16 protein-coding genes are annotated in these 24,186 nt (G+C 38.2%); 9 read left to right on the plus strand and 7 right to left on the minus strand.

All coding sequences use genetic code 11. The features are described 5' to 3' along the window. Nucleotides 1–42: 42 nt before the first annotated feature. Nucleotides 43–2,433 (minus strand): hypothetical protein, encoded by a 2,391-nt coding sequence (locus AAHH40_RS03400; RefSeq protein WP_342220714.1) that lies wholly within the window; start codon nt 2,431–2,433, stop codon nt 43–45. A 298-nt stretch (nt 2,434–2,731) separates the two neighbouring features. On the opposite strand from AAHH40_RS03400, the gene AAHH40_RS03405 reads away from it, so the two are divergent. After that, nucleotides 2,732–3,493 (plus strand): HAD family acid phosphatase, encoded by a 762-nt coding sequence (locus tag AAHH40_RS03405; protein ID WP_342220715.1) that lies wholly within the window; start codon nt 2,732–2,734, stop codon nt 3,491–3,493. Between the two features lie 199 nt (nt 3,494–3,692). Here the strand turns inward: AAHH40_RS03405 and AAHH40_RS03410 are convergent, their stop codons facing one another. After that, nucleotides 3,693–4,511 carry a M15 family metallopeptidase gene (locus AAHH40_RS03410; protein WP_342220716.1) on the minus strand — a complete coding sequence of 273 codons (819 nt, stop codon included), beginning with the start codon at nt 4,509–4,511 and terminating at the stop codon, nt 3,693–3,695. 104 nt (nt 4,512–4,615) lie between these two features. Next, a complete protein-coding gene (locus tag AAHH40_RS03415; RefSeq protein ID WP_342220717.1) occupies nt 4,616–5,566 on the minus strand; it encodes a hypothetical protein in 951 nt (316 codons plus the stop codon). Between the two features lie 187 nt (nt 5,567–5,753). Here AAHH40_RS03415 and AAHH40_RS03420 point away from each other — a divergent pair, with 187 nt between their 5' ends. Then, nucleotides 5,754–6,986 carry an ankyrin repeat domain-containing protein gene (locus AAHH40_RS03420; protein WP_342220718.1) on the plus strand — a complete coding sequence of 411 codons (1,233 nt, stop codon included), beginning with the start codon at nt 5,754–5,756 and terminating at the stop codon, nt 6,984–6,986. Nucleotides 6,987–7,078: 92 nt separating this feature from the next. Here the strand turns inward: AAHH40_RS03420 and AAHH40_RS03425 are convergent, their stop codons facing one another. Next, nucleotides 7,079–9,469 (minus strand): Rne/Rng family ribonuclease, encoded by a 2,391-nt coding sequence (locus AAHH40_RS03425; RefSeq protein WP_342220719.1) that lies wholly within the window; start codon nt 9,467–9,469, stop codon nt 7,079–7,081. 832 nt (nt 9,470–10,301) lie between these two features. Here AAHH40_RS03425 and AAHH40_RS03430 point away from each other — a divergent pair. The 4 genes from AAHH40_RS03430 to AAHH40_RS03445 all read left to right on the plus strand — a co-directional run bounded on the left by AAHH40_RS03430 (nt 10,302) and on the right by AAHH40_RS03445 (nt 14,645). Beyond that, nucleotides 10,302–10,631 (plus strand): hypothetical protein, encoded by a 330-nt coding sequence (locus AAHH40_RS03430; RefSeq protein ID WP_342220720.1) that lies wholly within the window; start codon nt 10,302–10,304, stop codon nt 10,629–10,631. 193 nt (nt 10,632–10,824) lie between these two features. Further along, nucleotides 10,825–13,443 carry a DNA gyrase subunit A gene (gene gyrA / locus AAHH40_RS03435; protein WP_342220721.1) on the plus strand — a complete coding sequence of 873 codons (2,619 nt, stop codon included), beginning with the start codon at nt 10,825–10,827 and terminating at the stop codon, nt 13,441–13,443. Between the two features lie 8 nt (nt 13,444–13,451). Further along, nucleotides 13,452–13,985, plus strand: coding sequence for an orotate phosphoribosyltransferase (locus AAHH40_RS03440; protein ID WP_342220722.1), 534 nt, complete (start codon nt 13,452–13,454; stop codon nt 13,983–13,985). Nucleotides 13,986–14,132: 147 nt separating this feature from the next. Then, nucleotides 14,133–14,645, plus strand: coding sequence for a CvpA family protein (locus AAHH40_RS03445; RefSeq protein ID WP_342220723.1), 513 nt, complete (start codon nt 14,133–14,135; stop codon nt 14,643–14,645). A 6-nt stretch (nt 14,646–14,651) separates the two neighbouring features. Here the strand turns inward: AAHH40_RS03445 and AAHH40_RS03450 are convergent, their stop codons facing one another. Continuing rightward, nucleotides 14,652–15,380, minus strand: coding sequence for a UDP-2,3-diacylglucosamine diphosphatase (locus AAHH40_RS03450; protein ID WP_342220724.1), 729 nt, complete (start codon nt 15,378–15,380; stop codon nt 14,652–14,654). A gap of 230 nt (nt 15,381–15,610) precedes the next feature. On the opposite strand from AAHH40_RS03450, the gene gltX reads away from it, so the two are divergent. Further along, on the plus strand, nt 15,611–17,014 hold the full coding sequence (gltX, locus tag AAHH40_RS03455) for a glutamate--tRNA ligase (protein WP_342220725.1): 1,404 nt from the start codon (nt 15,611–15,613) through the stop codon (nt 17,012–17,014). Beyond that, nucleotides 16,998–18,398, plus strand: coding sequence for a cysteine--tRNA ligase (gene cysS / locus AAHH40_RS03460; RefSeq protein ID WP_342220726.1), 1,401 nt, complete (start codon nt 16,998–17,000; stop codon nt 18,396–18,398). The genes gltX and cysS overlap by 17 nt, the downstream gene beginning before the upstream one ends. Before the next feature lie 69 nt (nt 18,399–18,467). Here the strand turns inward: cysS and AAHH40_RS03465 are convergent, their stop codons facing one another. Both AAHH40_RS03465 and AAHH40_RS03470 read right to left on the minus strand, forming a co-directional pair. Then, nucleotides 18,468–21,413, minus strand: coding sequence for a hypothetical protein (locus AAHH40_RS03465; RefSeq protein ID WP_342220727.1), 2,946 nt, complete (start codon nt 21,411–21,413; stop codon nt 18,468–18,470). A 219-nt stretch (nt 21,414–21,632) separates the two neighbouring features. Beyond that, complete coding sequence (locus AAHH40_RS03470) at nt 21,633–23,147, minus strand: MFS transporter (protein ID WP_342220728.1); 1,515 nt, start codon at nt 23,145–23,147, stop codon at nt 21,633–21,635. A gap of 101 nt (nt 23,148–23,248) precedes the next feature. Between AAHH40_RS03470 and AAHH40_RS03475 the strand changes: the two genes are divergently transcribed. Beyond that, a complete protein-coding gene (locus AAHH40_RS03475; RefSeq protein ID WP_342220729.1) occupies nt 23,249–24,160 on the plus strand; it encodes a L,D-transpeptidase in 912 nt (303 codons plus the stop codon). The last annotated feature ends 26 nt before the right edge of the window (nt 24,161–24,186 follow it).

Consider the following 24,186-nt stretch of genomic DNA (forward strand, 5'->3'; position numbering starts at 1 on the left):
GAAGAAAGAGGGGGCTAATGTGCGCCCCTTTAATTATGCAAGTTAAAGGCTCATTCTTCTTAGCATCGTTGTCATTATAGCGAGGTGATCATCGGTATTGTTAGTTTCAAGAATACTCTTTTCCTTAACTTGCAGGCTAAAAAAATGCGGATGTAACGTGAATAAATTGTCGGCACTTTGACTGACTCGGCATGCCCCCATGTGGCGTTGTATAGGTATTCTTACTTTATTACTGGTAATATGCTCTTTTTCTATTTCTAATTTACGAGCTTGATTTTCTCGTGATAATAAAATTGGAGCGCCTATTCCTGAAAATTCAGCTATTTTCTCCTTTATCTCATGAAAAGCAATGATGGTTGCATTTAAATTTTCAGAAGCTTCTTTTTCTTTTTGTTTAGTAGAAGGCTTTTTGTTTGGATTGCTGAACAAGAGTCCCGATTGATAGGCGTTTTTTTTGTTAGTTCTACATTCTTCAAGTTGGTTTAGATTGATTGCTACTTGCTGATAAATTTTATCATATTCTACTTTTCTGAAATTTGCAGTATCGTCCCATTTTTGATAATGACAATTTTCTTCTATTTTACTTTTTAAATATTCGATAGTCTTTAGGATTATTAATATAAGGCTAGAATTATCTTTAATGTGGATGATATGTGATAAAATATCCGGTAATGATACGTTGATTGTCTGATTCTGCTGGCGGTCATGGTGACTAAAGCGTATTATCCCCCCTAGTTCATCTCTTCTAGCATATTTATCTTTCATATCATTTATCAATTGGCCATAGCTTTTTTTGTAGCTAGCCAGATTATTTTTTAATTCGATTAAAGAATAATCGAATACACTAATGTATAGCATTAAAATATCATAAAGTGTTTTAGCATTTTTTAAGTTATCGTCATGTGATTTAATTTTTTCATAAAAATTTTCATATAAGATAATTTCGGATGAATTATTTTCACTAGCAAAAATTCTACAGAGCTTTAATAGAGCGGTTTCTTTTTTTTGTGTATAATTTTCTGACTGATTTAATAGAATAGAAATATCTACTTGTGCTTTATCTAAAGCAGAAAGCGGAATTTCTACTCTCTCAGTTTGTTTTTCTTTTAAGCTTCGTTCTTCTTCAGCTTGTTTTAATTGTTTTTCATAAAATTCTTTAGCAGTTTTTTTATTTTTTTGTTTTTGTAATTCAGCTAATTTAGCGACTAACTTTTGTTCTTCTTGTATTTGTTTTATCTCATTTTCTTTTATAAGCTTTTTAGAGGTTCGTATTGATACCGTGTTGTCATTTTGGTTTTTTTGGATAGCTAAGGCCCATTTATTCATTAACTCTACTAGTTTGCTACAAATTATTATTATAAAAGAGGGATTATTGCCCACAAGTAATGGCCATTTTTCATTGTCACAATAAATTTCATTTAAGGAATTAAGTATGTAATGATAAGGCTTAGCATTTTCAAGTAGGATGGTTCTTTCTAGAGGTGTGGCTTGATCTCTTGCAAAATCTAAAATTTTATCTAAAAAATAGATAAATTCCATTGTGAAGGATAGATGTAAAGGTACATTCCGTAATAGTAAGAATTTTTCTTTTAGCTTATTTGATAGGTGATTTGGGTTATCGTCATTAGATAAAATATCAATCATGTTTAATGGGCTGGGCAACATTAAAATTGCCTCATCCTCACTTTCAATAAAACCTGTTTTGCCAGATAAAGCATTTTCAAACACAGTGCGGATCAAATTAGGTAAAAGTTTACATTCGTTTAAAGCGCTAAACGCATGCCTTATTAATTTAAACTTTAACTCAGACTCGGTGTTACTAATCCACATCATCATGGTGCATAAATAAATAGTTTGCATATGCGTAAACAATGGTAAGGCGTTGTCTATGGATACTATTTGGTTTAAAACATGAAAATACAATCCATGTATTTTCTCGCATGATTTTAACAGGCTGGCTAGATTCCAACTATTGCGTTCATTTTCAGGATAATAAGAAAGAAAAGCATTCATTAATACGAAAATTTCTTGAGCAATATTTAATCCGAAAGCATATTTTTTTTGTTTTAAATTACATAACAGCGATTCTAGTTTTAGAATCGCTGCTATTTTTTGAATATCTTGATTATCAAGATCAGAAACATTATCTAACAAGTTTTTGAATTCAGGATTAGAGATGGTATTTTGATGAATAACCTCAATTTCTTTATTTATTTCAATCCCTTCTGCGGATTCATTATATTTTTCAAAAAGGTTTTTTAGAACACGAAGATCAAAGTTATGTATATCAGATATTTCATACAAAAGAGTAAAGGCAGATTGTGCCGCATAAATTTTCCATGTTTTAAGCGAGGTTTTATCAGAATTTTGTACAGCCTCTAGTGCGTTCATTCCGTGCGGTAATGCGGTTGTTCTTTTTTTACTTCTAGGCATATTTTCTGTCCTTTTTTATTATAAGTGATTTGAAAAATATAAAAATACCAATGGTATACTTAAATGTTCGTCGTCAATAGAAACATTCCAATTATATTATGTGAAAAATTTGTACTTTTCAATTTAACCGAATGTACGAATTAGACATGGATTTTTATGCAGAAATAAATTATAAGTATGTTAAGTCTTTTTAGCAGAGATCGCATAAGATATTGTCGATTTGAAGATGAGCAAAAACCCATGAAAAAAATGTTCTTGATTATCACTGTACTATTGTCTTTTTTGAGCAGCGCCGCTTTTGCTAATAATCGGTTTGTTATTGTGTGTGCACCCACAACACAAAAAAATGATACCATCCAGCAATCGATCAAATGGTATCGCGATTCCGCGGAAAAAAAAAGCCAGTTATCGGCAGGTATATAACATTGGATCTGCTTATATCAAACAATGGGTACAACAGTATCATCCTAAAGCCAAAACTTGGGGAGTGGTGTTAGATATTGATGAAACAACCTTGGATAACTCCTGGTATTTCTATCAATGTGGCAATTTAGTTGCAAATCCGGCAGATTTTTCGCATTTTGTGACAATACCGCAAAAATCGCAGGCATTACCGGGTGTGGTTGCGTTTACACAGTTGGTTCATCAATTAGGCGGTTATGTGAGTTTAATTTCTAATCGCGATGGTTCCTACATCGATCAATCTGGAATTACTGCGCTCGAGGCCACTATTCAGAATTTAAAACAACAACAGGTTTCGTTTGATCAAGTTATTTTAGCGAATAATAAAAAATCACAACATCCATCCGATAAAAATCCGCGCTTTAATGCAGTCATACATGGTTGTTACGATGCGAATGAAATGGTATGGTCTAATAAATTACCGCCGCATCAAGTGATTGCTTATTTTGGCGATAACATCCAAGATTTTCCGCGCTTTAAACAAGCGACAGCTTATGCACTGCCGGACGATACACAACAATACGCTAATTTTGGTCACAGTTATTTTATTTTACCGAATCCTTTATATGGAAGTTGGCAAGCTAATCCATCTCGTTAGATTGTCATCTTTATTGTTTAAAGAATGCAAGTAAATCCGTTTGTCCCATGTCGCCCTATATAACGCGCTATCTCGCCACCGCCGGTGGAATGGTCGACATCTTTTAGATCGAGTTCAGTCACTTACTTAGCCAGATCATCGTGAAAAAATTTTTAGTGCAGTTTTGCGAGTTGCTGCGCTGTCATTATTTGCTTAGGTATTATTGTATAATCTTTGCGACACAAGCAGCACGTGCAGCTGCATGAGGGCAGACTGAACTTTTCGCCATACAATCCGCATAGGATTTGGCGTATTGATTAAAGACACGCTGTGCTTTGCAAGGTGATAAGTTGATGAGCTGCTGGACAAATTTCCTGCTACCTACTTCGAAATGTTGATAATCAATCGGATAATTCCAATAGCCACCCCAACTAATAAAACCATTTTCAGCAAAGATGTCAATGGCTTCCTCAGCCATACCAGCTCGAAAATCTTTTTTAGGTCGGTAATTTAAACGATTGATAGACTGTTTGTCTGCCAGCGCAGGTAAAATACCAACATGTCCTTGCTCATCAAAGCTTATATAGGGGTTTTGTAGCGGATTAATATCAATAGCGACGCCATAGGCATGTAAAGACCAATCCGATCCGCCCGTTATCGGTCGACCATTGAAAGCAGAGGTATTATTATCGTTCATCGAAGCATTATCATCGCCGTTATATGTTTCCATCAATAATGCTTTGTTAATCGGAAATTTTTGCTTGTAGAGCGTATTAAAAATGATTTGTGTACGTTCTGCCACAACGTCGAGCACCACTACTTGGCCTTTATCTTCGCCACCTGCAAAATTGATGAGTGGAAAACTTACCGTTCTTAAACGTTCGCAGGGCACGGGGTTTTTATCGGTGATCACTCCCTGCGTTTTCATTTTCTCACATTGTTCGGGGCTTATCGGCTTGATGCCGGCCACACTAGGAAAGCTGAGTGCGTTAGATAAAATCAGTGTACATACTATTTTTAATATTTTTTTTGACTTCATAATTCATTCCTTTGTTGTCATATACCGTTCGTACTAAAATTTGTGAGCAAGTTTTTAGTCGTTTCTCTTGCTCACAGATTGACTAATAAATCAATGCTTCTTAATTATAAAATGCAACAATTAGATTTAGTAGTTTTTTCTTGGGAGCTAGATGGTTCAGTTAATTCAGGTTTGTATCTAAACAGAGCATATGGATTAACGGCTACGTGCATTTTCTGACATTCTTTAGGTGATAAATATTTAAATATTCCTTCGGCAATATCCGTGTTTAAATTTAATGAAGTAGCTACATCGATCAATCCTGCTTCGTAGTTAGCTATTTTGATGATCTCCCACTGTAGAGATTTTAAATTAACCAATAATCGATCACTATATTCATAGAATTTATTTTTTATCTCTTCGAAATCAAAGTTTCGTATTTGTTCATGCTGAAAGTAATATTGCTTAGCTAATTGAGTTGGATTGTTTGAGCGGCAGATATCATACAAGGTACATTCAGTACCAGGAATTTTCTGCTCTTGCAGTTTAGCAATATTATTTTTATAGATATTCCAATATTCTGGTAATCTTTCATGACTATCAATAGAACTAGGCTGAGTAAGATTGGGCTGTTCTAACAACATAAATTTAAGAATATTTTTGATTAAAAAATTATCTGCATTCTCACGTTGTAGAGCTAAATCAAGTGGCGTTTTACCTTCATTATCTTTAATACTAAATTGTGCGCCATGTTTGAAAAATAGTTCAGCGATGGGATCAAACGATAGGAAAAACCATGATGTATCCCATGTTTCTGCAAAATCATGCAACGCTGTTCTGCCAAAGCTATCAATGGCATTGGTATCTAGTTTTTGTTCAAACAGTAATTTGAGGAGTGCTAAGCGAAATTCGTAGTTGGGTTTAAACGCTTCATCTGCGGTGTAATGCAGGAGTGTTTTATCTTGATCGTTAGTTAGATCGGGTCCTGATTCGATAAATAACTGGGCTAATTCTTCGGGGGTTTTATTTTTTTGCGCGGGTGCAAGTAACCATGCATGGAAATTGAGTAGAGCCATACGTATCTCCTTAATAATTAGAATTCAACAAAAAATAAATTTTTTTACCTATTTATATTAATTATACGATCTAATTATTAAGTAATTATGATGGGTTTATATACATCCATATTCCTGTTTATGGTTTGACATGGATGTTGGATTATTATTTACTAATGATGATTTCATTTAATAATAAGAATATTTTATGCCGACTCCAACTCTGTCTCCTACGCAACAATTATTAGAAAAATTACATGAAGCATTTGCTTATGAAAAAGGACTTTGGGATCATCAAGCATCATCGGAACCTATCGTAGCTGAGTTATTTCGGGAGTTAAATGATACTTTTGCGGACATTTTTAATCTTTTAAACCAAGAAATAGAACTTGATACAGTCGATATAGAAAATAAAACAGTCCTTTACTATGCAGTATTATTTCAAGAACCTAAAATATTAAAGCAACTTTTAGCCAAAGACGCAAAACCTAACATGCTAGTGGATGCTGATCAAACTGCATTAGATATCGCAGTTATAAACAACAGACCTAAAAATGTTATTTTGCTTTTAAAAGATATCCGCACTTTTAATGAAATAACAGACAAGCATGGTTTACTGAATCTTGCTGCGCGATATAGTTCATCAGAAATAATTACTATCCTTTTAAAGAAAGGAGCTACACTCCACTTCAAAGATAACAATGATAACACCCCCTTACATCGTGCACTGCAAGCGGGGGATGTTAGTTGCCTTGTGGATAAAAAGAGATTTGAGGTAATGCGCCAGCTGCTAGATGCAAATGTACCCTGTACAACAAGAAATAAAGAGGGTGAAACTGCATTAGATCTGATACTTAAAAAACTAAATTTAGTATCAACAGAAATAATACAAGAAAAAGATCGAATTAAAATAATAGAAGTATGTAAACTGCTGATTGAACCTAGCTTATTGGAAAACCCATTGCTATCCAAGCCAAGTTTGTTGGAAAATTTACAGTTAGCAAAATTTTGGGATGATTGTCAAAAAATAGCTAGTACACTTAATGACAAAATTCCTGAAACCAATTATTCATTGGCTGATTTCATTAAGGAAAGAAATACAGAAAAATTAGCTGCTATGTGCCGTAATGAAAATATAGTCTCCGCAGTAGAATTAAAAATAAATGATTGCGCAGAATTTCTTTATTATGAAAAACGCTTAAAATCTGGTTTAGAAAATGGATTGATTAGAAATTTAGCTGTCGAGGGAGCCTTAAAAGGCATGAGTGAGAAAACAAGTATAAGTAAAAATATTTTTGTAAATCTTATTCCATACTTACCGACTAAAGACATTCAAGTCTGCCATATTGCCACTAACCCATCCGTTTTTTTTAAAGTATATTATAAATCTAACAGCTCATCTGCAGCCAATGAAATAACTCATCTACCTAAACCTAATTGATCTCCTTAATGTTATTGGTGGCCGAGAGGACCCCCGATAGTCGATATCGAGGGCAAGTAGGCTAGATGAATAGCTTGATGCTATTAAAAGGATTAATTTTTGGTTTTTTGATCCTGTTCATAATGACTATAGGTACGATGACGTAATTTGGGTTCACCACCATAACGTCGCGTATTGCGACGCTGTGAAGTTGGATTGTTCGCATTAGTAGATGGAGTATTGTTGCTAGCGTTTGCGTTAGCTGGGTTAGCTACAGCGTCAGCGATGGGTTTTTTTTCTATCCTCGGTGCAGGTTTTTCCATAGTTTGCGGAATAACGACTTTTTTTGCTGAGGTATTTAGCGCAGATCGATGCGTCGCATTTTCTTCTCGATGCGGTTGAGGGTTTAATTTATTTTCGTGCTTTATTACCGTTCTTTCAATATGTTTCCTTTTATTAGGCAATGGCTTTCTTTCTGTAGTTGCGCTAACAGGGGCAGCGATAGGTTTATTATTATGTGGCGAGTTTTGTTGTTGATGTGGTTGTGATTCATAACGTTGCTGATGATGTTTATTATAACGATGCTGTGATTGCTTACCGCCATTATGGTGGTGCTGCTGTCCACCACCCGTTTCGCTGCCGCCGCTTTCTCCATCTTTATCACGTCTATCATCACGGCGGTGATTGCGTAGTCGGTTATTACGATTTGGTTTCGCATAGCGACGTTCTGAGGGGTGTCTGTGCGGAGCATCGTTAGGATGATGCGGCAAAGGAGTGGTCGATAGCTCTTTTTTCAGCGGTTTTTTAGTGAGCTCGGTTTTAGTTTTACCCAGATCTTTTAACATACCCAGCAATCGACTTAGCAGACCTAATTGGGTTTTAGCTTTATTTTTGTTAATCGCAAAAGCTAGCGGTTTAACAGCCGGAATTTCTATAGGTTTAACGGTAGGTGAGCTATAGGGTAGTGGTGATTCTAGGCAAGATTTATCTAACATTTGATAGCTGGCTTTTTCGCTGGCCTGTAGATTATTGTTTTTGCCTAGACCGGTAATTTTATATTGTGGAGATTGCCAGTACGGATTAGGTATTAATAATAAATTTGTTTTATAACGTTGCTCAATTTGCTGTATGGCTTTACGTTTTTCATTAATGAGATAAGTAGCCATATCGACGGGTATCTCGACACGTATTTGTTGAGTAGATTTCTTTAACGCTTCTTTTTCTATTGCGCGCAATAGAGATAGGGTTAATGATTCGATGGTTCGTATCGTGCCTTCACCATTACATCGTGAACATAATGTTTCATTGGCCTTTCCTAAGGAATGACGCAGGCGTTGTCGCGACATTTCTAATAATCCAAACGCAGAAATTCGACCAATTTGTATACGTGCGCGATCTTTTTTAGTGGCTAAACGTAAACAATTTTCAACTTTGCGTTGATTGTCTTCTGAATTCATATCGATAAAATCAATGACAATTAAGCCGCCCAAATCACGTACGCGTAATTGATGGGCAATTTCTTTAGCGGCTTCTAGATTGGTGGCAACAGCGGTTTCTTCAATATCTTCATTTTTGGTAGAACGGCCTGAGTTAATATCAATGGAAACTAGGGCTTCGGTGCGATCGATAACGATGGTGGCCCCTGATGGAAGTTCTATTTTGCGCTTAAACGCAGATTCAACCGCTTCTTCAATATCAAAATACATAAATAAGGGGATAGTATTTTGATACAGCGTAATTCGGGAGACAAAATCAGGTCGAATTTGCTCGATATAATGTTTAATTTCTTCGTAGATGGTTTTATCATCAATAATTATTTCGTCAATATCGCGTCTTAAATAATCACGTATCGAACGTCTGATCAGATCGCCTTCTTGAAAAATGAGGAACGGAGCAGAACCTTTGTTAAAGGCCTCTTGGATGGCGTTCCATTGTTGCAGGAGTAAATTCAAATCAGTTTGTAGTTCATGGATTTCTCGACCGACGCCCGCGGTACGCAGAATAAGACCCATATCATCAGGAAGTTCCATTTGACTGAGTAAATCCTGCATTTCACGACGCTCTTCTCCTTCGATACGACGGGAAATTCCACCGCGAGGGTTATTTGGCATCAGCACTAAGTAACTACCAGGTAAGGTTATGTAAGTCGTTAAAGCGGCGCCTTTATCACCACGCTCTTCCTTTTCAATCTGCACCATCACTTCCTGACCGACTTCAAGTGAATGTTTGGTAGCGCGCGAGTCATGATTTCCCTTGCAGTAAGCGGGGGCGATTTCTTTGAAGGGTAAAAAGCCATGACGCTTAGCAGCACCATAGTCGATGAATGCAGCTTCTAAGCTAGGCTCAATGCGGCTAATCTTTCCTTTATAGATATTTGATTTTTTTTGTTCATGTCCACTATATTCAATATCTAGGTCGGACAGTTTGTTTTCTTCGAGCAAAGCAACGCGGATTTCTCCTGGTTGATTAGCATTTATTAATATTCGATTCTTTTCATTATGCATCGTTGAATCCTATTTTGTATGAAGGCTCAACTAAGCTTGCTTATCTGTAAACGTGATAATCGTTGTTAAAAAAAATTAAAACTGTTGCCATACCCTGAAACAATGACCACTTAATTAGGGTGTTGAATGACGACACACCCCATTTAAAAAGGGCTAAGTGAGTCAACAGGGTTCTTTGCATAAGCTCTTTTGCCTTTGGGCTTAAGTAGCGTAGAGTTTTAAATAACTGATTTTTAACACGGATTATATGCTTGCATATTCTCAATACCATTTTTCTATAGATAGTAATTACTATCTATAGAACCCGCACCGGAAGAATATCGTTCCAAATAAAAGTTGCAAACTTAAGAAGCCGGACTAATTTTCTGATTTTGGGATTTAAGTTCATCACCAAAAATAAGTTAAATTTATTAAAAATTAAAATTTTTTACTTTAGTTAGCTCTATTTACAAAACGTTGATTTCTTATCATTTCGCTCTGTTTTGTGTCAGTTAAATAAAGGGGATTAGCCGATCTATAGGCTGACACGGGAAACTAAATCTAGGACTCATTATAACAGTATTTAGTAGGTTGGCAATCGAAAGAGGGCTGCAGTATAGGACTTTGTAAGAGGATTTAGTAGCTTGGTAATCCAAAAGAAGGGGGCTATGCATAGAGGCTAAGCATGGCGGAGTACAATTCTTATCAGATTTTGTTTTACTTGAAAGTTTTGCTATGCTTAAGTTGGCTTCTACTATGGGCTATGGATTTGTCAGTGGGCTTGTCAGTCCTAGGCTGACAATTTGTTTTTTAATGCTTTTTTGCACTACTTTTTAGATGGGGAATTTTGCTTATGTATAAGAAGTTTTTGGTTTCAATGCTGCTGACGGCGGCGTTAGTCGGCTGTAATCATCAGCCTTCTGATAAGCAAGGAGATCAATCAGATGCCGCGATGCCGGTTCAAGATCAAATGGCTAATCCGGCGAATTCGTCTGGTTCGGATCAGCAAATACCGGTTAATCCATCAGCGGTGGAGCCTACTCAGACACCACCTAGTGATAATACTACGCCCGCTACTCCAGCGACACCGGATACAACTTCTGACAATGGAACGACCAATGCTACGCCGGCCGAACCTGCTAATAACGATAATTCAGCTAATTCTGCGGCTGGAGCACAATAAGTTAATGGTGACTGGGTCACACATTTTTAGAGACCAGTTTAAAAACAAGCGACTAACCAGAGCCATCTGGACCTGTCCTGTGCTGTTTAAAAACAGCGCAGGATATACTCTCCGCATTTGAATTTTTGCCTGCAGTTTAAAGCTATTTATGGTACTATTTAGTTCTTTTACGTATCATAGGTTTTGAGCTTTTATGGCAGAATCAGTGGCTAATGAAATCATTTCGGTAACCGTCGAAAAGGAATTAAAGCAGTCTTATTTAGCATATGCTATGAGTGTCATAGTAGGTCGGGCATTGCCTGACGTACGAGACGGCTTAAAACCCGTACATAGGCGGGTTTTATTTGCCATGAGCGAGCTTGGCAATGATTGGAATAAGCCGCATAAAAAATCCGCCCGTGTGGTGGGTGACGTGATTGGTAAATATCATCCCCATGGCGATGGTGCGATTTACGGCACTATTGTACGTATGGCGCAAACCTTTTCCATGCGCTCAGTATTAATTGATGGCCAAGGGAACTTTGGATCGGTCGATGGTGATTCTCCCGCTTCGATGCGTTATACCGAAATTCGTATGTCCAAGTTGGCTCATGCCTTGTTGGCGGATTTGGCCAAAGAGACGGTCGATTTTGTGCCGAACTACGATGAAACTGAACAGATGCCTACGGTATTACCGACACGCGTTCCTAACCTGCTGGTCAATGGTTCTTCGGGTATCGCTGTGGGTATGGCCACTAACATACCACCCCACAATCTGGGTGAGGTCATCGATGCCTGTCTTGCTTTACTTGCGGATTCTGAGCTGACTATTGATAGGTTGATGCAATTTATCAAGGGGCCTGATTTTCCTACCGCAGGGTTAATTCATGGTAAGAGAGGGATCAAGGAAGCCTACCACAGTGGGCGAGGAAGTCTATTTGTCAGGGCTAGAGTAGAGTTTGAACAGGATGAAAAATCGAATAAACAACGAATTATTGTTACCGAGCTGCCTTACCAAGTAAACAAAGCAAAACTCATTGAGAAAATTGCTGAATTGGTAAAGGAAAAACGTATTGAAGGAATTACCGCATTGCGCGATGAATCTGACAAAGACGGTATGCGTATGGTCATCGAAGTACGTCGCGGTGAAAACGTGGATGTATTATTGAATAATTTATTTGCGCAAACCCAATTGCAAGTCACGTTTGGTATTAATATGGTGGCTTTGGTCAATGGCAGACCCGTTTTACTCAACCTCAAACAATTAATTACTGAATTTTTGGCGCATCGACGTGAAGTAGTGACACGGCGCACGATCTTTGAATTACGTAAAGCAAGAGAACGCGCGCATATTTTAGAAGGTTTAGGCATTGCCTTAGTTAACATCGATCCGATGATCGCTTTAATTAAGGCGGCTAAAGATCCAGCGGATGCCAAATCTCAATTGTTAGCGCAACACTGGCAGTTAGGGTTGGTGGCGGAGATGCTCACTAAAACCGATTTGCTAGAAACCCAATTAACAATCGATGCAGCGCATGAATATGGTGTAAAAAAAGGCGAAAATAGTTATCGATTATCACCTGAACAAGCACAAGCGATATTAGAACTGCGCTTACACCGTTTAACCGGTCTTGAACAAGAGAAAATTTTAAAAGAATACCGCGATCAACTCGATATTATTATTGATTTATTAGATATCTTAAATCAACCCGAGCGCTTACGTCAGGTTATACACGATGAACTGGTGGCAATTAAAGAAGAATTTGCCGATCCGCGACGGTCCGAAATTATCAGTGTCGATGCCGAAATTAACGAAGAAGATTTGATTCCGGCCGAGGATGTGGTGGTCACTCTATCGCATGAAGGCTATGTCAAACGACAAAGTTTAGATGTTTATCAAGCACAACGTCGCGGCGGTAGAGGAAAATCCTCAGGCGATGTCAAAGAAGAAGATTTTATTGAGCACTTATTAATAGCGAATACGCACGCTACGTTATTGTGTTTCTCTAGTGTCGGTAAAGTGTATTGGCTTAAAGTATATAAATTACCAGAAGGTAGTCGTATCGCTAAAGGCCGACCCATCGTTAATTTATTGCCTTTAGGCGAAAATGAACGGATTAACGCCGTATTACCGGTGCTGAATTATAGTGCTGAGCATTTTATTTTTATGGCAACCGGGAATGGCACGACGAAAAAAACTAGCTTAATTGATTTTTCACGGCCGCGTAATGACGGTATTATTGCGATTGATTTGCGTGAAGGTGATCGTTTAGTGGGTGTCGCATTAACCGATGGTCAGCAAGATGTTTTATTGTTTACCGATGCCGGTAAGGTGATACGCTTTAATGAAAGTAAAGTGCGTTGTATGGGACGTACCGCCTGCGGTGTTCGTGGTGTTAAATTACAAGAGGGACAACAGGTTATATCCTTAATCATCGCTAAACCAGAAGGATTAATATTAACGGCAACCACGCATGGTTATGGTAAACGTACACCTGTTCCTGAACATCGCTTAACCAGTCGTGGTGGTAGTGGTGTGGTGGCGATTAAAACCACGGAACGTAATGGTAATGTCGTAGCCGCTGTGCAAGTATTGCCTTCCGATGAAGTGATGTTAATTACCAATAAAGCGACTTTAGTGCGCACACGTGTGGCTGAAATTCGTGTGGCGGGTCGACATTCACAAGGTGTACGATTAATACGCCTGAATGAAGGTGAAACCTTAGTCGGCTTAGAACGTATCGAAGAAGATTTGGTCGGTGCAAGTCCAGAACAAACCGATACATTGATAAATTTAGCGGCCGAAAAAACCGGCACCGAAGATCTTAATTAGGTCCGTCGATGGAAAAACAAAAGTTGCTCGAAGCGCTAATCAACATTGATGTCATTAAATGGGGTGAATTCACGCTACGTAGCGGCGAGATCTCGCCGATCTATATCGATTGTCGCGCCATTATTTCGTACCCACCGTTATTGCGTGCTGTCGCCAACACCTTATGGAATAAGGTAAAACATCTGCAACCGAATTTGTTATGTGGTGTGCCTTATACCGCATTACCACTGGCTACGGCTATTTCACTTGAACAAAATTTACCGATGTTGATGTGTCGTAAAGAAACTAAAGACTATGGCACAAAAAAACAAATCGAAGGTGTTTTTAAACCCGGTCAAGAATGTTTAATCGTTGAAGATGTCGTGACTACCGGTGGTAGTGTGCTACAAATAGCAGAAAGTTTAAAAAAACACGCTATACAAGTAAAAGATATTGTCGTGTTAGTAGATAGACAACAAGGCGGCAAAGAAGCATTGCAGGCGGCGGGTTATCAATTGCATAGTGTGTATACCTTGAATGAGCTCGTCAATACGCGTGCTTGAAGTTTTCCAATAAATAAAAATAGATTGCCGCGCGCTACGCGCTCGCAATGACGATGATTACTCATTGACAAAAATAGTTTATAATAAATCTCCGTTTGATAATTAAATCTAAGCTTTCGAAGTTTTTATCTATTCTAAGGTTTTCTAATGTCTACATTTAATTGGATCGATTACACCATTATCGCCATCATTGCGCTTTCCGTTTTAATTAGCGTCATGCGTGGCTTTGTGCGCGAAGTGATATCGTTGGTTATCTGGGTAGCTGCGATTGCGGTGAGTTTTATTTTTTACCGTTATATAGCTGATTTACTGGTAAATTTTATTCACTCCGATTCAGTCAGATTAGTGGTTAGTTTTGTCGGTTTATTCCTAGTTACTTTAGTATTGGGTATGCTGATTAATTATTTGATTGGCCAATTAGTGTCGAATACCGGCTTAAGCGGTACGGATCGCGTGTTAGGAGTTATTTTCGGTATTGCACGCGGAATTTTAGTGGTCGTCTTATTGATGATGTTGGTCAGTTTAACACCCTTTGCCAAAGAATCGTCTTGGCAAGAATCGGTGTTAGTACCACATTTTCAACCTTTAGAAGATTGGTTAAGCAGTTTCTTACCCGAATCCATGCATAGTCATCTCGAATTACAGAAAGATCAGTACTAATTGCGACTAGCTGAAGTAAGCTAATTTAAATTCGTGATTTGGTAATGCCACTAATACATTGCCTTCGGTATTATTCCAATCACTTAATACAAAGCGTTTTACCCAAGTATTATCTGCTTGCTTTACTAATTGAATACTCGGTAGATGCGTGTGACCATGAATAATCTGTTGTGTTCCCGGATAGTGTTTTAAGCAAGCCAGCAAATCTGCCATGACCACATCATATTTCATCGTATCAGTGGGTGGGGCGGCATGCTCTTGACCACGTAAATAATTAGCAATTTTTTGTCGCCATGCTAAGGGAAGATGTAAAAATAAGAATTGCCAAAACGGATAGCGCGACCAGCGTCGATAGCGCTGGTAATCTTCATCTAAAGTGCACCAACTATCACCATGTGTAAGCAGTGTTGGGCTTCCATACAGATCAATTATTGTTGGATCAACAAGATAGCGGCAGCCAGTTTGCTGAATAAAGCGCTTACCGATAAGAAAGTCGCGATTGCCGGGCATGAAATAAGCGGCTACGCCACTGGCGGTTAATTCGGCGAGTGCTGTTATAATTGTTTGATTATAGGGGCTTAGATTATCATCACCTATCCAGGTTTCAAATAGATCACCTAATATATATAAAGCTTCTGCCTGTCTCGCTTGATGCTGTAAAAAATTTAGAAACAACTGCGTTATAGCAGATTGGTCGCTACTAAGATGTAAATCGGATATAAAGAGGGTCGACATAGGACTTAATCATAGCGTAAATTAGTTGATAGGAGATTATTAAAACATTTTTCGTCATTGCAGTGCTAGCAACCCTCGTCATTGCGAGCACGTAAAATATTAATCGTCATTGCGAGCACCGTAGGTGCGTGGCAATCCATGGATGGCCACGGCCTTACTGGCGTTTCGGCCTCGCCATGACGGACTAAGTTCTGGACCAAGATATCAAAATTTTAAACAAGTAGTTGATTATGAAAACTCGTTTTGCACCTAGCCCCACCGGACATATCCATTTAGGCAATGCTAGAACCGCGTTATTTAATTTTTTATTAGCCCATTCAAAAGCCGGTTGTTTTTTATTGCGGATAGAAGATAGTGATGCAACACGCTCACTGTTAACGCTAGCTAAAGAATTAGAAGAAGACTTGCTCTGGTTAGGTTTGCCTTGGCAGGAAGGTCCTAGTCAAGAAAAAGGTCTCGGTCCTTATTACCAATCGCAAAGACAAGCGATTTACACGCTTTATTATGAACAATTAGTCAGTATCGGCCGTGCTTATCCGTGTTTTTGTAGCGAATCGGAATTGTTAATGATGCGCAAGCGCCAGTTAGCATTGGGCAAACCACCGCGTTACAGTGGTCACTGCCGGCAATTAACGGCAGAACAAGTGGCCGAGAAAAAAGCTCAAGGTTTGCTCGCCAGTTTGCGCTTTCATGTTTTACCTAAACAAGAGATATGTTTTGATGACTTTGTCAAAGGCAAGCAAAGCTTTGCCACCGAAGATATCGGTGATTTTGTGATTCAACGTAGTGATGGATCCGCAGCATTTTTCTTTTGTAATGCTATTGATGATGCTTTAATGAAGGTTACACATGTGCTGCGTGGCGAAGATCATCTCACCAATACACCCAGGCAGATCATGTTATTACAGGCACTGAGTTTAAATATTCCAGCGTATGGGCATATGGCATTAATTGTCGGTGATGACGGTGCGCCGTTATCCAAACGACATGGGAGTTTTAGTATTAAAAGTTTGCGCGAGGCAGGTTACTTTGCCGAAGCCCTACAAAATTATTTAGCACGCGTAGGTCATACCTATACGAATCCAAATTTTCTCGATATTCACGCCTTAGCAGAACAATTTTCACCGAGTCGTCTTGGTAAATCTCCGGCCCGCTATGACCAAACTCAATTATTATATTGGCAAAAGCAGGTCTTATTGCATATTTCTAATGATAAACTGATCGAATGGTTGGATGCTAAAATACAAAATTTAGTGCCGAGTGATGTTAAGTTAGATTTTATTGAATTAATGCGCGGGACTATCTGTTTTCCTGATGAGGCGGTGGAATGGGCTACTATTTTATTTAGTGAAGCTGGCGCGTTAAACTTTTCAATAGAAACCAAGATTTTTTTGCGAAAGGTCGATCCCCGTTACTGGCAGACACTCTTAGACTTATTGGAGAAAGGAAACGCTGATTTTAAAGTCTTAATAAAACAGTTACAAGAAAGATTGAATCTTAAAGGAAAAGCTTTGTTTGCACCGTTACGCTTATCATTGACTGGGCGTCATGATGGTCCTGAACTGGCAAAATTATTTACCCTATTAGGCAATGAAAAAATTCGCGAGAGAATACTCCATGCTAAAAATTTATAATACCTTAACCCAAAAAAAAGAAAAATTTACGCCGATGCATGCCAAAAAAGTCGGGATGTATGTGTGTGGTATGACAGTCTATGATCTTTGTCATATTGGTCATGCGCGCGTATTAGTCGCATTTGATGTGATGCTGCGATATTTAACGATGCAGGGTTATCAAGTTAATTATGTGCGTAATATCACCGATATCGACGATAAGATCATCAAACGCGCACAAGAAAATAATGAAAGCATGTCAGCGTTGACACAGCGCATGATAGCAGCGATGCATGAAGATTTCGCGCAATTAAATATTCTGCCACCGACACATGAACCACGAGCCACGGATGCTATCCCACAAATGTTGGATTTAATTCAAATCTTGCTGGATAAAGGCTATGCCTATCCGGCAGAAAATGGTGATATTTGTTATGCGGTGGAAAAGTTTAAAACGTATGGTGAATTAGCGCATCAAAATTTGGAAAAATTACGCAGTGGGTCACGCGTCGCTGTTGATTTAACAAAAAAAGATCCCCTAGATTTTGTATTATGGAAACAAGCTAAACCCAATGAACCGAGTTGGGAATCTCCCTGGGGAGCAGGGCGTCCCGGTTGGCATATTGAATGTTCAGCGATGTCGATGGCGGCTTTAGGTGAACATTTTGATATCCACGGTGGTGGTTTGGATCTGGTGTTTCCACATCATCAAAATGAAATTGCGCAATCCGAAGGAGCGACCGCCAAGAAATTTGTTAATACCTGGATCCATGTCGGTTTCGTGCAGACTAATCGCCAAAAAATGTCAAAGTCCTTAGGTAATTTTTTTACGCTGCGTGATGTCTTAAAGCAATATCCTGCAGAAGTGATCCGCTATTTCTTAGTGTCGAGTCATCATCGAAGTCCGATCAATTATAGCCAAGAAAATCTGCAAGCCGCACACGCGGCATTACAACGTTTATATACCAGTTTACGCGGCTTAGTCGGTAAAGCGCCGTCAAATTTTGATGCTAAGCAATTCTCCGGAGAATATCTAGAGAAATTTCAAACCGCGATGGATGATGACTTCAATACACCGGATGCCTTGGCGGTATTATTTGAATTGGCACGTGAAATTAATCGCTTGCGTGAAACAGATAGTAAGCAAGCGCAGCATTATGCTGAGTGTTTACAATATCTGGCGAGTATCTTAGGACTTTTACAACAAGATCCCGAACAGTTTTTAAAATTGGGTCCACAAGCAGATAATTCTGATGCGGATAAAATAAATCAATTAATTGCTGCACGCAATGCAGCACGAGCCGCTAAAAATTGGCAAGAAGCGGATAGGATACGTGATGAATTACTCAGTTTAGGTGTAGTTTTAGAAGATACAGCCAATGGAACTGAATGGCGACGGAAATAAAATGATGTCGCTGACCCTCCTTTATATTTTGAGTAACTAACTTTTAGATTCTCTAAAAACCGATTCATTTTAAATAGCTGGCTTGATTGGGGCACTCCAATTATCATTATTAGTTTGGTTGTTCATGAAATTTTTGATATCGTGATAAAAATTTTGTGTATTCGCACTGCGTCCCCTGAAAAATTGAGACACACTGGCAGAATGGCATACACTATTAAGCTTGGTTTCTACTTTATTTTTTACATCTAACCAAATAGTGTCGTTAGCACTGTTATTAGCTTGTTCTTTTTGCTGGGCATCCTCAACTAATTTTTTAATAAAAGAAACGGTTTTTGGTGTTAGTTTATTCTCTGTAGGAGCATTGTTAGCAAAAAAACCGGGCTTCCAATCCTGTTTTTCTAAACAAAACCTATAAACATTCAACATGAGTTTCTTAGCTAAGCTATTCATTTCTTTAAGTCGATAGTACGCTATAGAACGTTGTGAAGCGTTATAAAAAATAATCGGTAAATTAAGAGAAAATTTATCTCTTAGCTCATTCCGACGTGAAGTAGCTAATCGAAGTGTTTCAGGAGTATCTTGAGTAACTATAACAGCCTGTAAAGCATCTTTATTCAATTTCGCTAAGACTTCATTAGTAATGCCGCCATTTTTTATTTTTTCTACAAATTTTTTTTCATCTGTTTCGTTGATTCTTTGCATAGTGGTTTTATATTGATTTACTTTGGCCTCACCACCTAGCCATTCATGAGAGAAAGTTCTGGAGGTTTGTAGCATTCTTGCTTTAACCTTGCATTGATCTTGGTGAAATAAGAATCCCGGAGCTTCATTAAACAGAGGGGTATTTAATTGCTCGGACACTAAAGTAGTTGACGTTTTCTTAGTGTGCGTATGTGTCACTTTTTGCTGTCGCTTTTTTTGATAATCAACAATTTCCCCGGTTAAATGAACAAATTTCTTGTTTGCTCCATCTACCGTTTGACGTAATCGTGGCCGGTGATTTAAATTTTCTAATTGCTGCATAAATGCTGGATAATTATTTGACTGAATGGTCTTAGCTAAACCTTTATTAGTTCGAATACACGTGTGCGCTTCCTCAAAATCCTGCTTTTCATTTGCAAACTCATCATTTCTATTTTCATGAAAAGTTCGGGTATCTCCTTGAAATAAGCGATCAACTAACAACAATTCATCTAGTACAGCTTGCATGGCAGGGTCATTTTTCTGCCTTAAATATCGATAATGGCTCCAGGAATCTACTCCGGCGCACCAAACTTCCTTAGCTGTTATTTCAGGAGAAGAAATTGTTTCTTTTTTTAAAGCTTCTAAAAAAGCTTGCTCTTTTTCAGATAGGTGCTGTTTTTTATGTAAACATTCCTCAAATAATTGGATTAATTTCGGATGCAACTTCCCAGGCTTTCCTTCAAAAAAATAATCGATACACGATGTCATTAAAAAATGCCTATTAGCTAATAAATCACTTTTTAATGATTTATTAGCGCATAAATAAGCATAATAAGCATCCATGGATTCTGACGAATGCTCACAATCGGGCGCAAATAAAAAATTCAATAAGGATTTTTTCTCTTTAAGCAATTCCAGGGGTAAAGTTATCTGTTTAAGCTGCTGCGGCGATAGCTTATTAAGAAAAGCTGCTAATAACTTAGGGGATTGAAAAGTCAATAGATCGTTTAATAGATAGTCATTAAAATTACTTTCTATATTTGTCAGTATTTTAGCAGAGTTCAGGCTCTTAAAAAAATCTTCAACGATGCTTATAGAAAATTTTATGCAATCAATGAGTAATAATATTGGGACTATGCACAAGGATACCAGCGCAATTATCAGAGTAATCATAAGTGATATTTGTGGAAACATTACTATTAATATTATCGCTATTGTGTAGGCTATTAATTTAAATAAGGTTGACGTCCTAAAAGAATCAGTTTTTTTAATGTGGTTACAAAAATGTTTCCAAAAAATACTAAGCTTATCTTTAAATGTAAACTTAACATTTTCTATTTCATCCATTTTTTCAAGCAGCGCTAGACAAACTTCCAAAGACTGAATTTGCAATGCTGATTTTAAGCATTGCATTTTTTCTAAGCTATTACATTCATGAAATAATGTATTAATTGTTTTAGAACTTAGTTTATTAATAAAGGCTAAACAGACATTCGGTGGTTGATGCAGAATAATACTTTGTAAAGTTTTAAAACCTCGATCTTGAGTTAATAATGCTTGTTCTAGTTCAGAGGAGTCTACTTTTTCAATCAGCTCTAAACAATATTGACTCGCACTTTTATCTTCTAATGCGTCTAATAGCTTTTCTGAAATAGGAAATTCAACACCAAAAACTTCCGTTAAATAGCGTTTAATTAATGAGTGGTTAATAACATGTTCTTGATTATTCCAAATACAAGTTTGTCCAATATAGGGCTCAAAAAAGTTTTTTGTTTTCCCAAGCATGACGTCCTCATCATCTTCAGCTGTAAACTGGCATTTTTCCATCAGTTCATCTAAGTTCTGCGATGAACTACTTAGAGTCGTAGCTGCAAATGACAAAGCATTGGCTGTTCTTTCTTCAATACAGCCAATATCCCCATCAAATTGTAGTTTTTGTGCAAAAGCTAATAATTTTTCTTTTTCTTGCATCGCTGTAATAGCGTTTTCGAATTGTTTAACTAAATTTTCTAAGCCTGTCTTAACCTGTTCTTTCGAGTGATAAGAGTTAAAATGCATAGCGGTATTGTTGAAATCTCGAATAACTCCTTTTGCATTATCCGTAGAATACGTGTAAAGATCAGGATCTTCTCGATGCTCTACGGCGTAACCAATATACTCTGCGTTAAGCTTAATAAATTTTAAGCATTCAATAACTTTTAGGGCATCTTCTTTAAGCTTCGTTGATGGGCTGGGGTCTAAATTTAAGAGAAAATCGGTGAAATGATTGAGCGTTTCAAGCTGAGTAGCATACTCTGGTGAGTTTGGATTATTTTTTTTCGGAACACCCATAAAAGTCTCCTATCTATAATCTTTAACCAATCATATAGAGGTAAACTTAAACTTTTATTAAACTACGTTAAATTTTTATCGCGCTCCGCATAGTACAAAAATTAATGAGTCAATCATGGCGAGCGAATGTCTAGATTGCCGCGCGCTCCGCGCTCGCAATGACGAGGGTTTGTTTATGTCTCAATGACGAAATGCTTTACTATAAGATTAAAAAATTACTTATTTTTTGCGCGGAATTTTGAATATTAACATTAAAGTGATTAAAGCAAAAAAAGCGGCGACAAACATGGTGATACTAAAAGCATTAGTATATGCTTTAGCGGCTGCGGTTTTTAATAATTGCAGATTTTGTGCTGAGAAATGACTGACCGCTTGCATCGCGCGTTGCGATTGCACTAATAAACCATCAATCTGATATTCCTTTAGAGAAGAAAAGGGTGAGGCACTCTGCTTCAAAAAAGAACCGAGTTGCCATTTATTTAAACTGCCTAACAACCCTGCTAATACCGCTAAACCTATCGAGATGCCAAATTGTCGTGAGCAATTCATGATGGCACTGGCAATGCCGCGTTGTTCGACTTTGACCATATTCATCACCGTTACCATAATGCCGGATAACATCAAAGGCATGCCAATACCAAAACCGAGTAAACCAGGAAATAAAATGGCATAGCGTTGATGATGACTAAAAATACCCACCCAAATAAGACTTAATACGATGAGTAACGATCCCGAGCACATCGGTATTTTGGGTCCATATTTATCACGTAAATAACCACCGACGGGCGCCATAATAATGATAGGTACCATCGCCGGTAGTAGCAGTACACCGGCTTTTAAAGGGGAGTAAAGTAAAACATTTTGTAAAAATATCGCCCAAAATACAAATACAATCCCCACGGCCTGAATAATCAGCAGTACACTAAATAGTAGTGAAAAAGTAAGGTTTTTAAACAGAGCTAATTCAACTAATGGATGATTGATTTTATTTTCCCAGATAATAAAAGCACAAAGACTTGCGATGCTAAATAGGAATAAACTAATAATCGGCAAAGAAGTCCAACCCCAATTCGGTCCTTCCATAAAACCTAGTACAAAACCACTAATAAAAAGTATCGAAATAAAAAATCCTAAGCTATCGATATTTAATTTTTCGGTGCGTTGCCAGCTGGGAACAGAAGAAATCGCTAAGAAAATACTGATTAAGGCAATGGGGAAATTAATCCAAAACACCGCGCGCCAGCTAAATACTTGGGTTAAGAATCCACCTAATAAAGGTCCTAAGGCGAGAAATACAGCGGCTAGAGCAACATAAATTCCTAAGGCTTTGCCGCGTTCTTTATCAGGAAAGGCATTAGTGACTAAGGCATTAGTCGAAGGCATCATAAAGGCAGCACCGATACCTTGAATAGCACGCATGGTGATGAGCCACCAACCGGACTCGGCTAAGGCACACAATACTGAGGAAACCACAAAAACCGTCACACCAAATAAAAAGGCACGTTTATGACCTAATCTATCGCCGATTTTCCCGCCCAATAAGATAATGGCACTTATCGCGAGTAAATAAGCGTTGATTATCCATTGTGTGAGGCTATTGGTGAGGTTAAGTTCGCGTTGCATAGCGGGTAGAGCGACGGCTAAGGCCGTTTGGTCAATAAATACCAGCGCCAAAGCGCTCGACATAGCCAGCAGGATCCACCATTTACGATTTTTTTCAGCAAATTTGAGCATGATATTTCTTCTTAGCCTTCAAAAATAGACTATCATTTTAATAAGAGTAACGCTTTCTTAAAAAGCGAAAGAACCGTCCTCAAAAAGCGGAAGGAGCAATTATGCGTATACTCATAAGGTTTAGTTTATTGATTGCATTACTGGTTGTGTTCTTAATTATGCATGGAGATAGCTTTGCAGCGCGCGGGTGGTTATTACAAAGTTTGTGTAATGATCCTCGACTTTATTGTCTGGTCGTCGCAAGAGGGGAAACTTGGTATACCTTATTTCCTAATCCACAACGACGCGAATTGGTCCAACGTATTAACCGTATGAATACGGGTATTTGGCCTGGAATGAGGATCGCTGCACCACGAAATCTCGACGCCACTAATTGGATGGATTATACACCATTTTCTCCCTATAGAGCGCCTACCGGTAGAAAAATGATCGTTTACTCGCCGGCATTAAATGCTTGGGCGGCTTATGGTCCGGCAGGCAATATTATTCGCTGGGGACCTGGATCGAGCGGACAAAATTGGTGTCCGGATTTAGGCAGACCTTGTCATACGCCTTCAGGAACTTTCAGAATCTATGAGAAACGGGGGTCAGGTTGTACTTCAACTAAATTTCCTAAACCTTATGGTGGTGCGCCGATGCCGTATTGTATGTTTTTTAAAGGCGGTTTTGCTATGCACGGTTCGCGTGGTGTACCAGGATATAATGCGAGTCATGGTTGTTTGCGATTATTTGCTGACGATGCCCTATGGCTGAATAAAGACTTTGCCGATATCGGTACGCAGGTGATTATTTTACCTTATCCTTCAAATCATGTTCAAGTCAGCGATGACGACGACGATGACGATGATGATATAGTGAGTAGCAACGATGACTTCGAACTATTCGATACACAAGTAGCCGATAACCAATTGGGAATAACCAATACGCTCGATGAGCAAGTGGCAGCCAGCCAAGATGATAAGAATCAAGCTGAGCTGAAAAAGATCGAAGATGAGATTACTAAGCATGCTTAAGCGTGTCACGGCCATCTAGTTTATAG

Source organism: Rickettsiella endosymbiont of Miltochrista miniata (assembly GCF_964031245.1).
GTDB lineage: Bacteria > Pseudomonadota > Gammaproteobacteria > Diplorickettsiales > Diplorickettsiaceae > Aquirickettsiella.

Excerpts from the sequence above, each read along its gene's own strand:
- AAHH40_RS03400 (WP_342220714.1), bottom strand. The coding sequence starts at position 2,433 with ATGCCTAGAAGTAAAAAAAGAACAACCGCATTACCGCACGGAATGAAC.
- AAHH40_RS03410 (WP_342220716.1), bottom strand. The coding sequence starts at position 4,511 with ATGAAGTCAAAAAAAATATTAAAAATAGTATGTACACTGATTTTATCT.
- AAHH40_RS03415 (WP_342220717.1), bottom strand. The coding sequence starts at position 5,566 with ATGGCTCTACTCAATTTCCATGCATGGTTACTTGCACCCGCGCAAAAA.
- AAHH40_RS03420 (WP_342220718.1), top strand. The coding sequence starts at position 5,754 with ATGCCGACTCCAACTCTGTCTCCTACGCAACAATTATTAGAAAAATTA.
- AAHH40_RS03425 (WP_342220719.1), bottom strand. The coding sequence starts at position 9,469 with ATGCATAATGAAAAGAATCGAATATTAATAAATGCTAATCAACCAGGA.
- AAHH40_RS03430 (WP_342220720.1), top strand. The coding sequence starts at position 10,302 with ATGTATAAGAAGTTTTTGGTTTCAATGCTGCTGACGGCGGCGTTAGTC.
- gyrA (WP_342220721.1), top strand. The coding sequence starts at position 10,825 with ATGGCAGAATCAGTGGCTAATGAAATCATTTCGGTAACCGTCGAAAAG.
- AAHH40_RS03440 (WP_342220722.1), top strand. The coding sequence starts at position 13,452 with ATGGAAAAACAAAAGTTGCTCGAAGCGCTAATCAACATTGATGTCATT.
- AAHH40_RS03445 (WP_342220723.1), top strand. The coding sequence starts at position 14,133 with ATGTCTACATTTAATTGGATCGATTACACCATTATCGCCATCATTGCG.
- AAHH40_RS03450 (WP_342220724.1), bottom strand. The coding sequence starts at position 15,380 with ATGTCGACCCTCTTTATATCCGATTTACATCTTAGTAGCGACCAATCT.
- gltX (WP_342220725.1), top strand. The coding sequence starts at position 15,611 with ATGAAAACTCGTTTTGCACCTAGCCCCACCGGACATATCCATTTAGGC.
- cysS (WP_342220726.1), top strand. The coding sequence starts at position 16,998 with ATGCTAAAAATTTATAATACCTTAACCCAAAAAAAAGAAAAATTTACG.
- AAHH40_RS03465 (WP_342220727.1), bottom strand. The coding sequence starts at position 21,413 with ATGGGTGTTCCGAAAAAAAATAATCCAAACTCACCAGAGTATGCTACT.
- AAHH40_RS03470 (WP_342220728.1), bottom strand. The coding sequence starts at position 23,147 with ATGCTCAAATTTGCTGAAAAAAATCGTAAATGGTGGATCCTGCTGGCT.
- AAHH40_RS03475 (WP_342220729.1), top strand. The coding sequence starts at position 23,249 with ATGCGTATACTCATAAGGTTTAGTTTATTGATTGCATTACTGGTTGTG.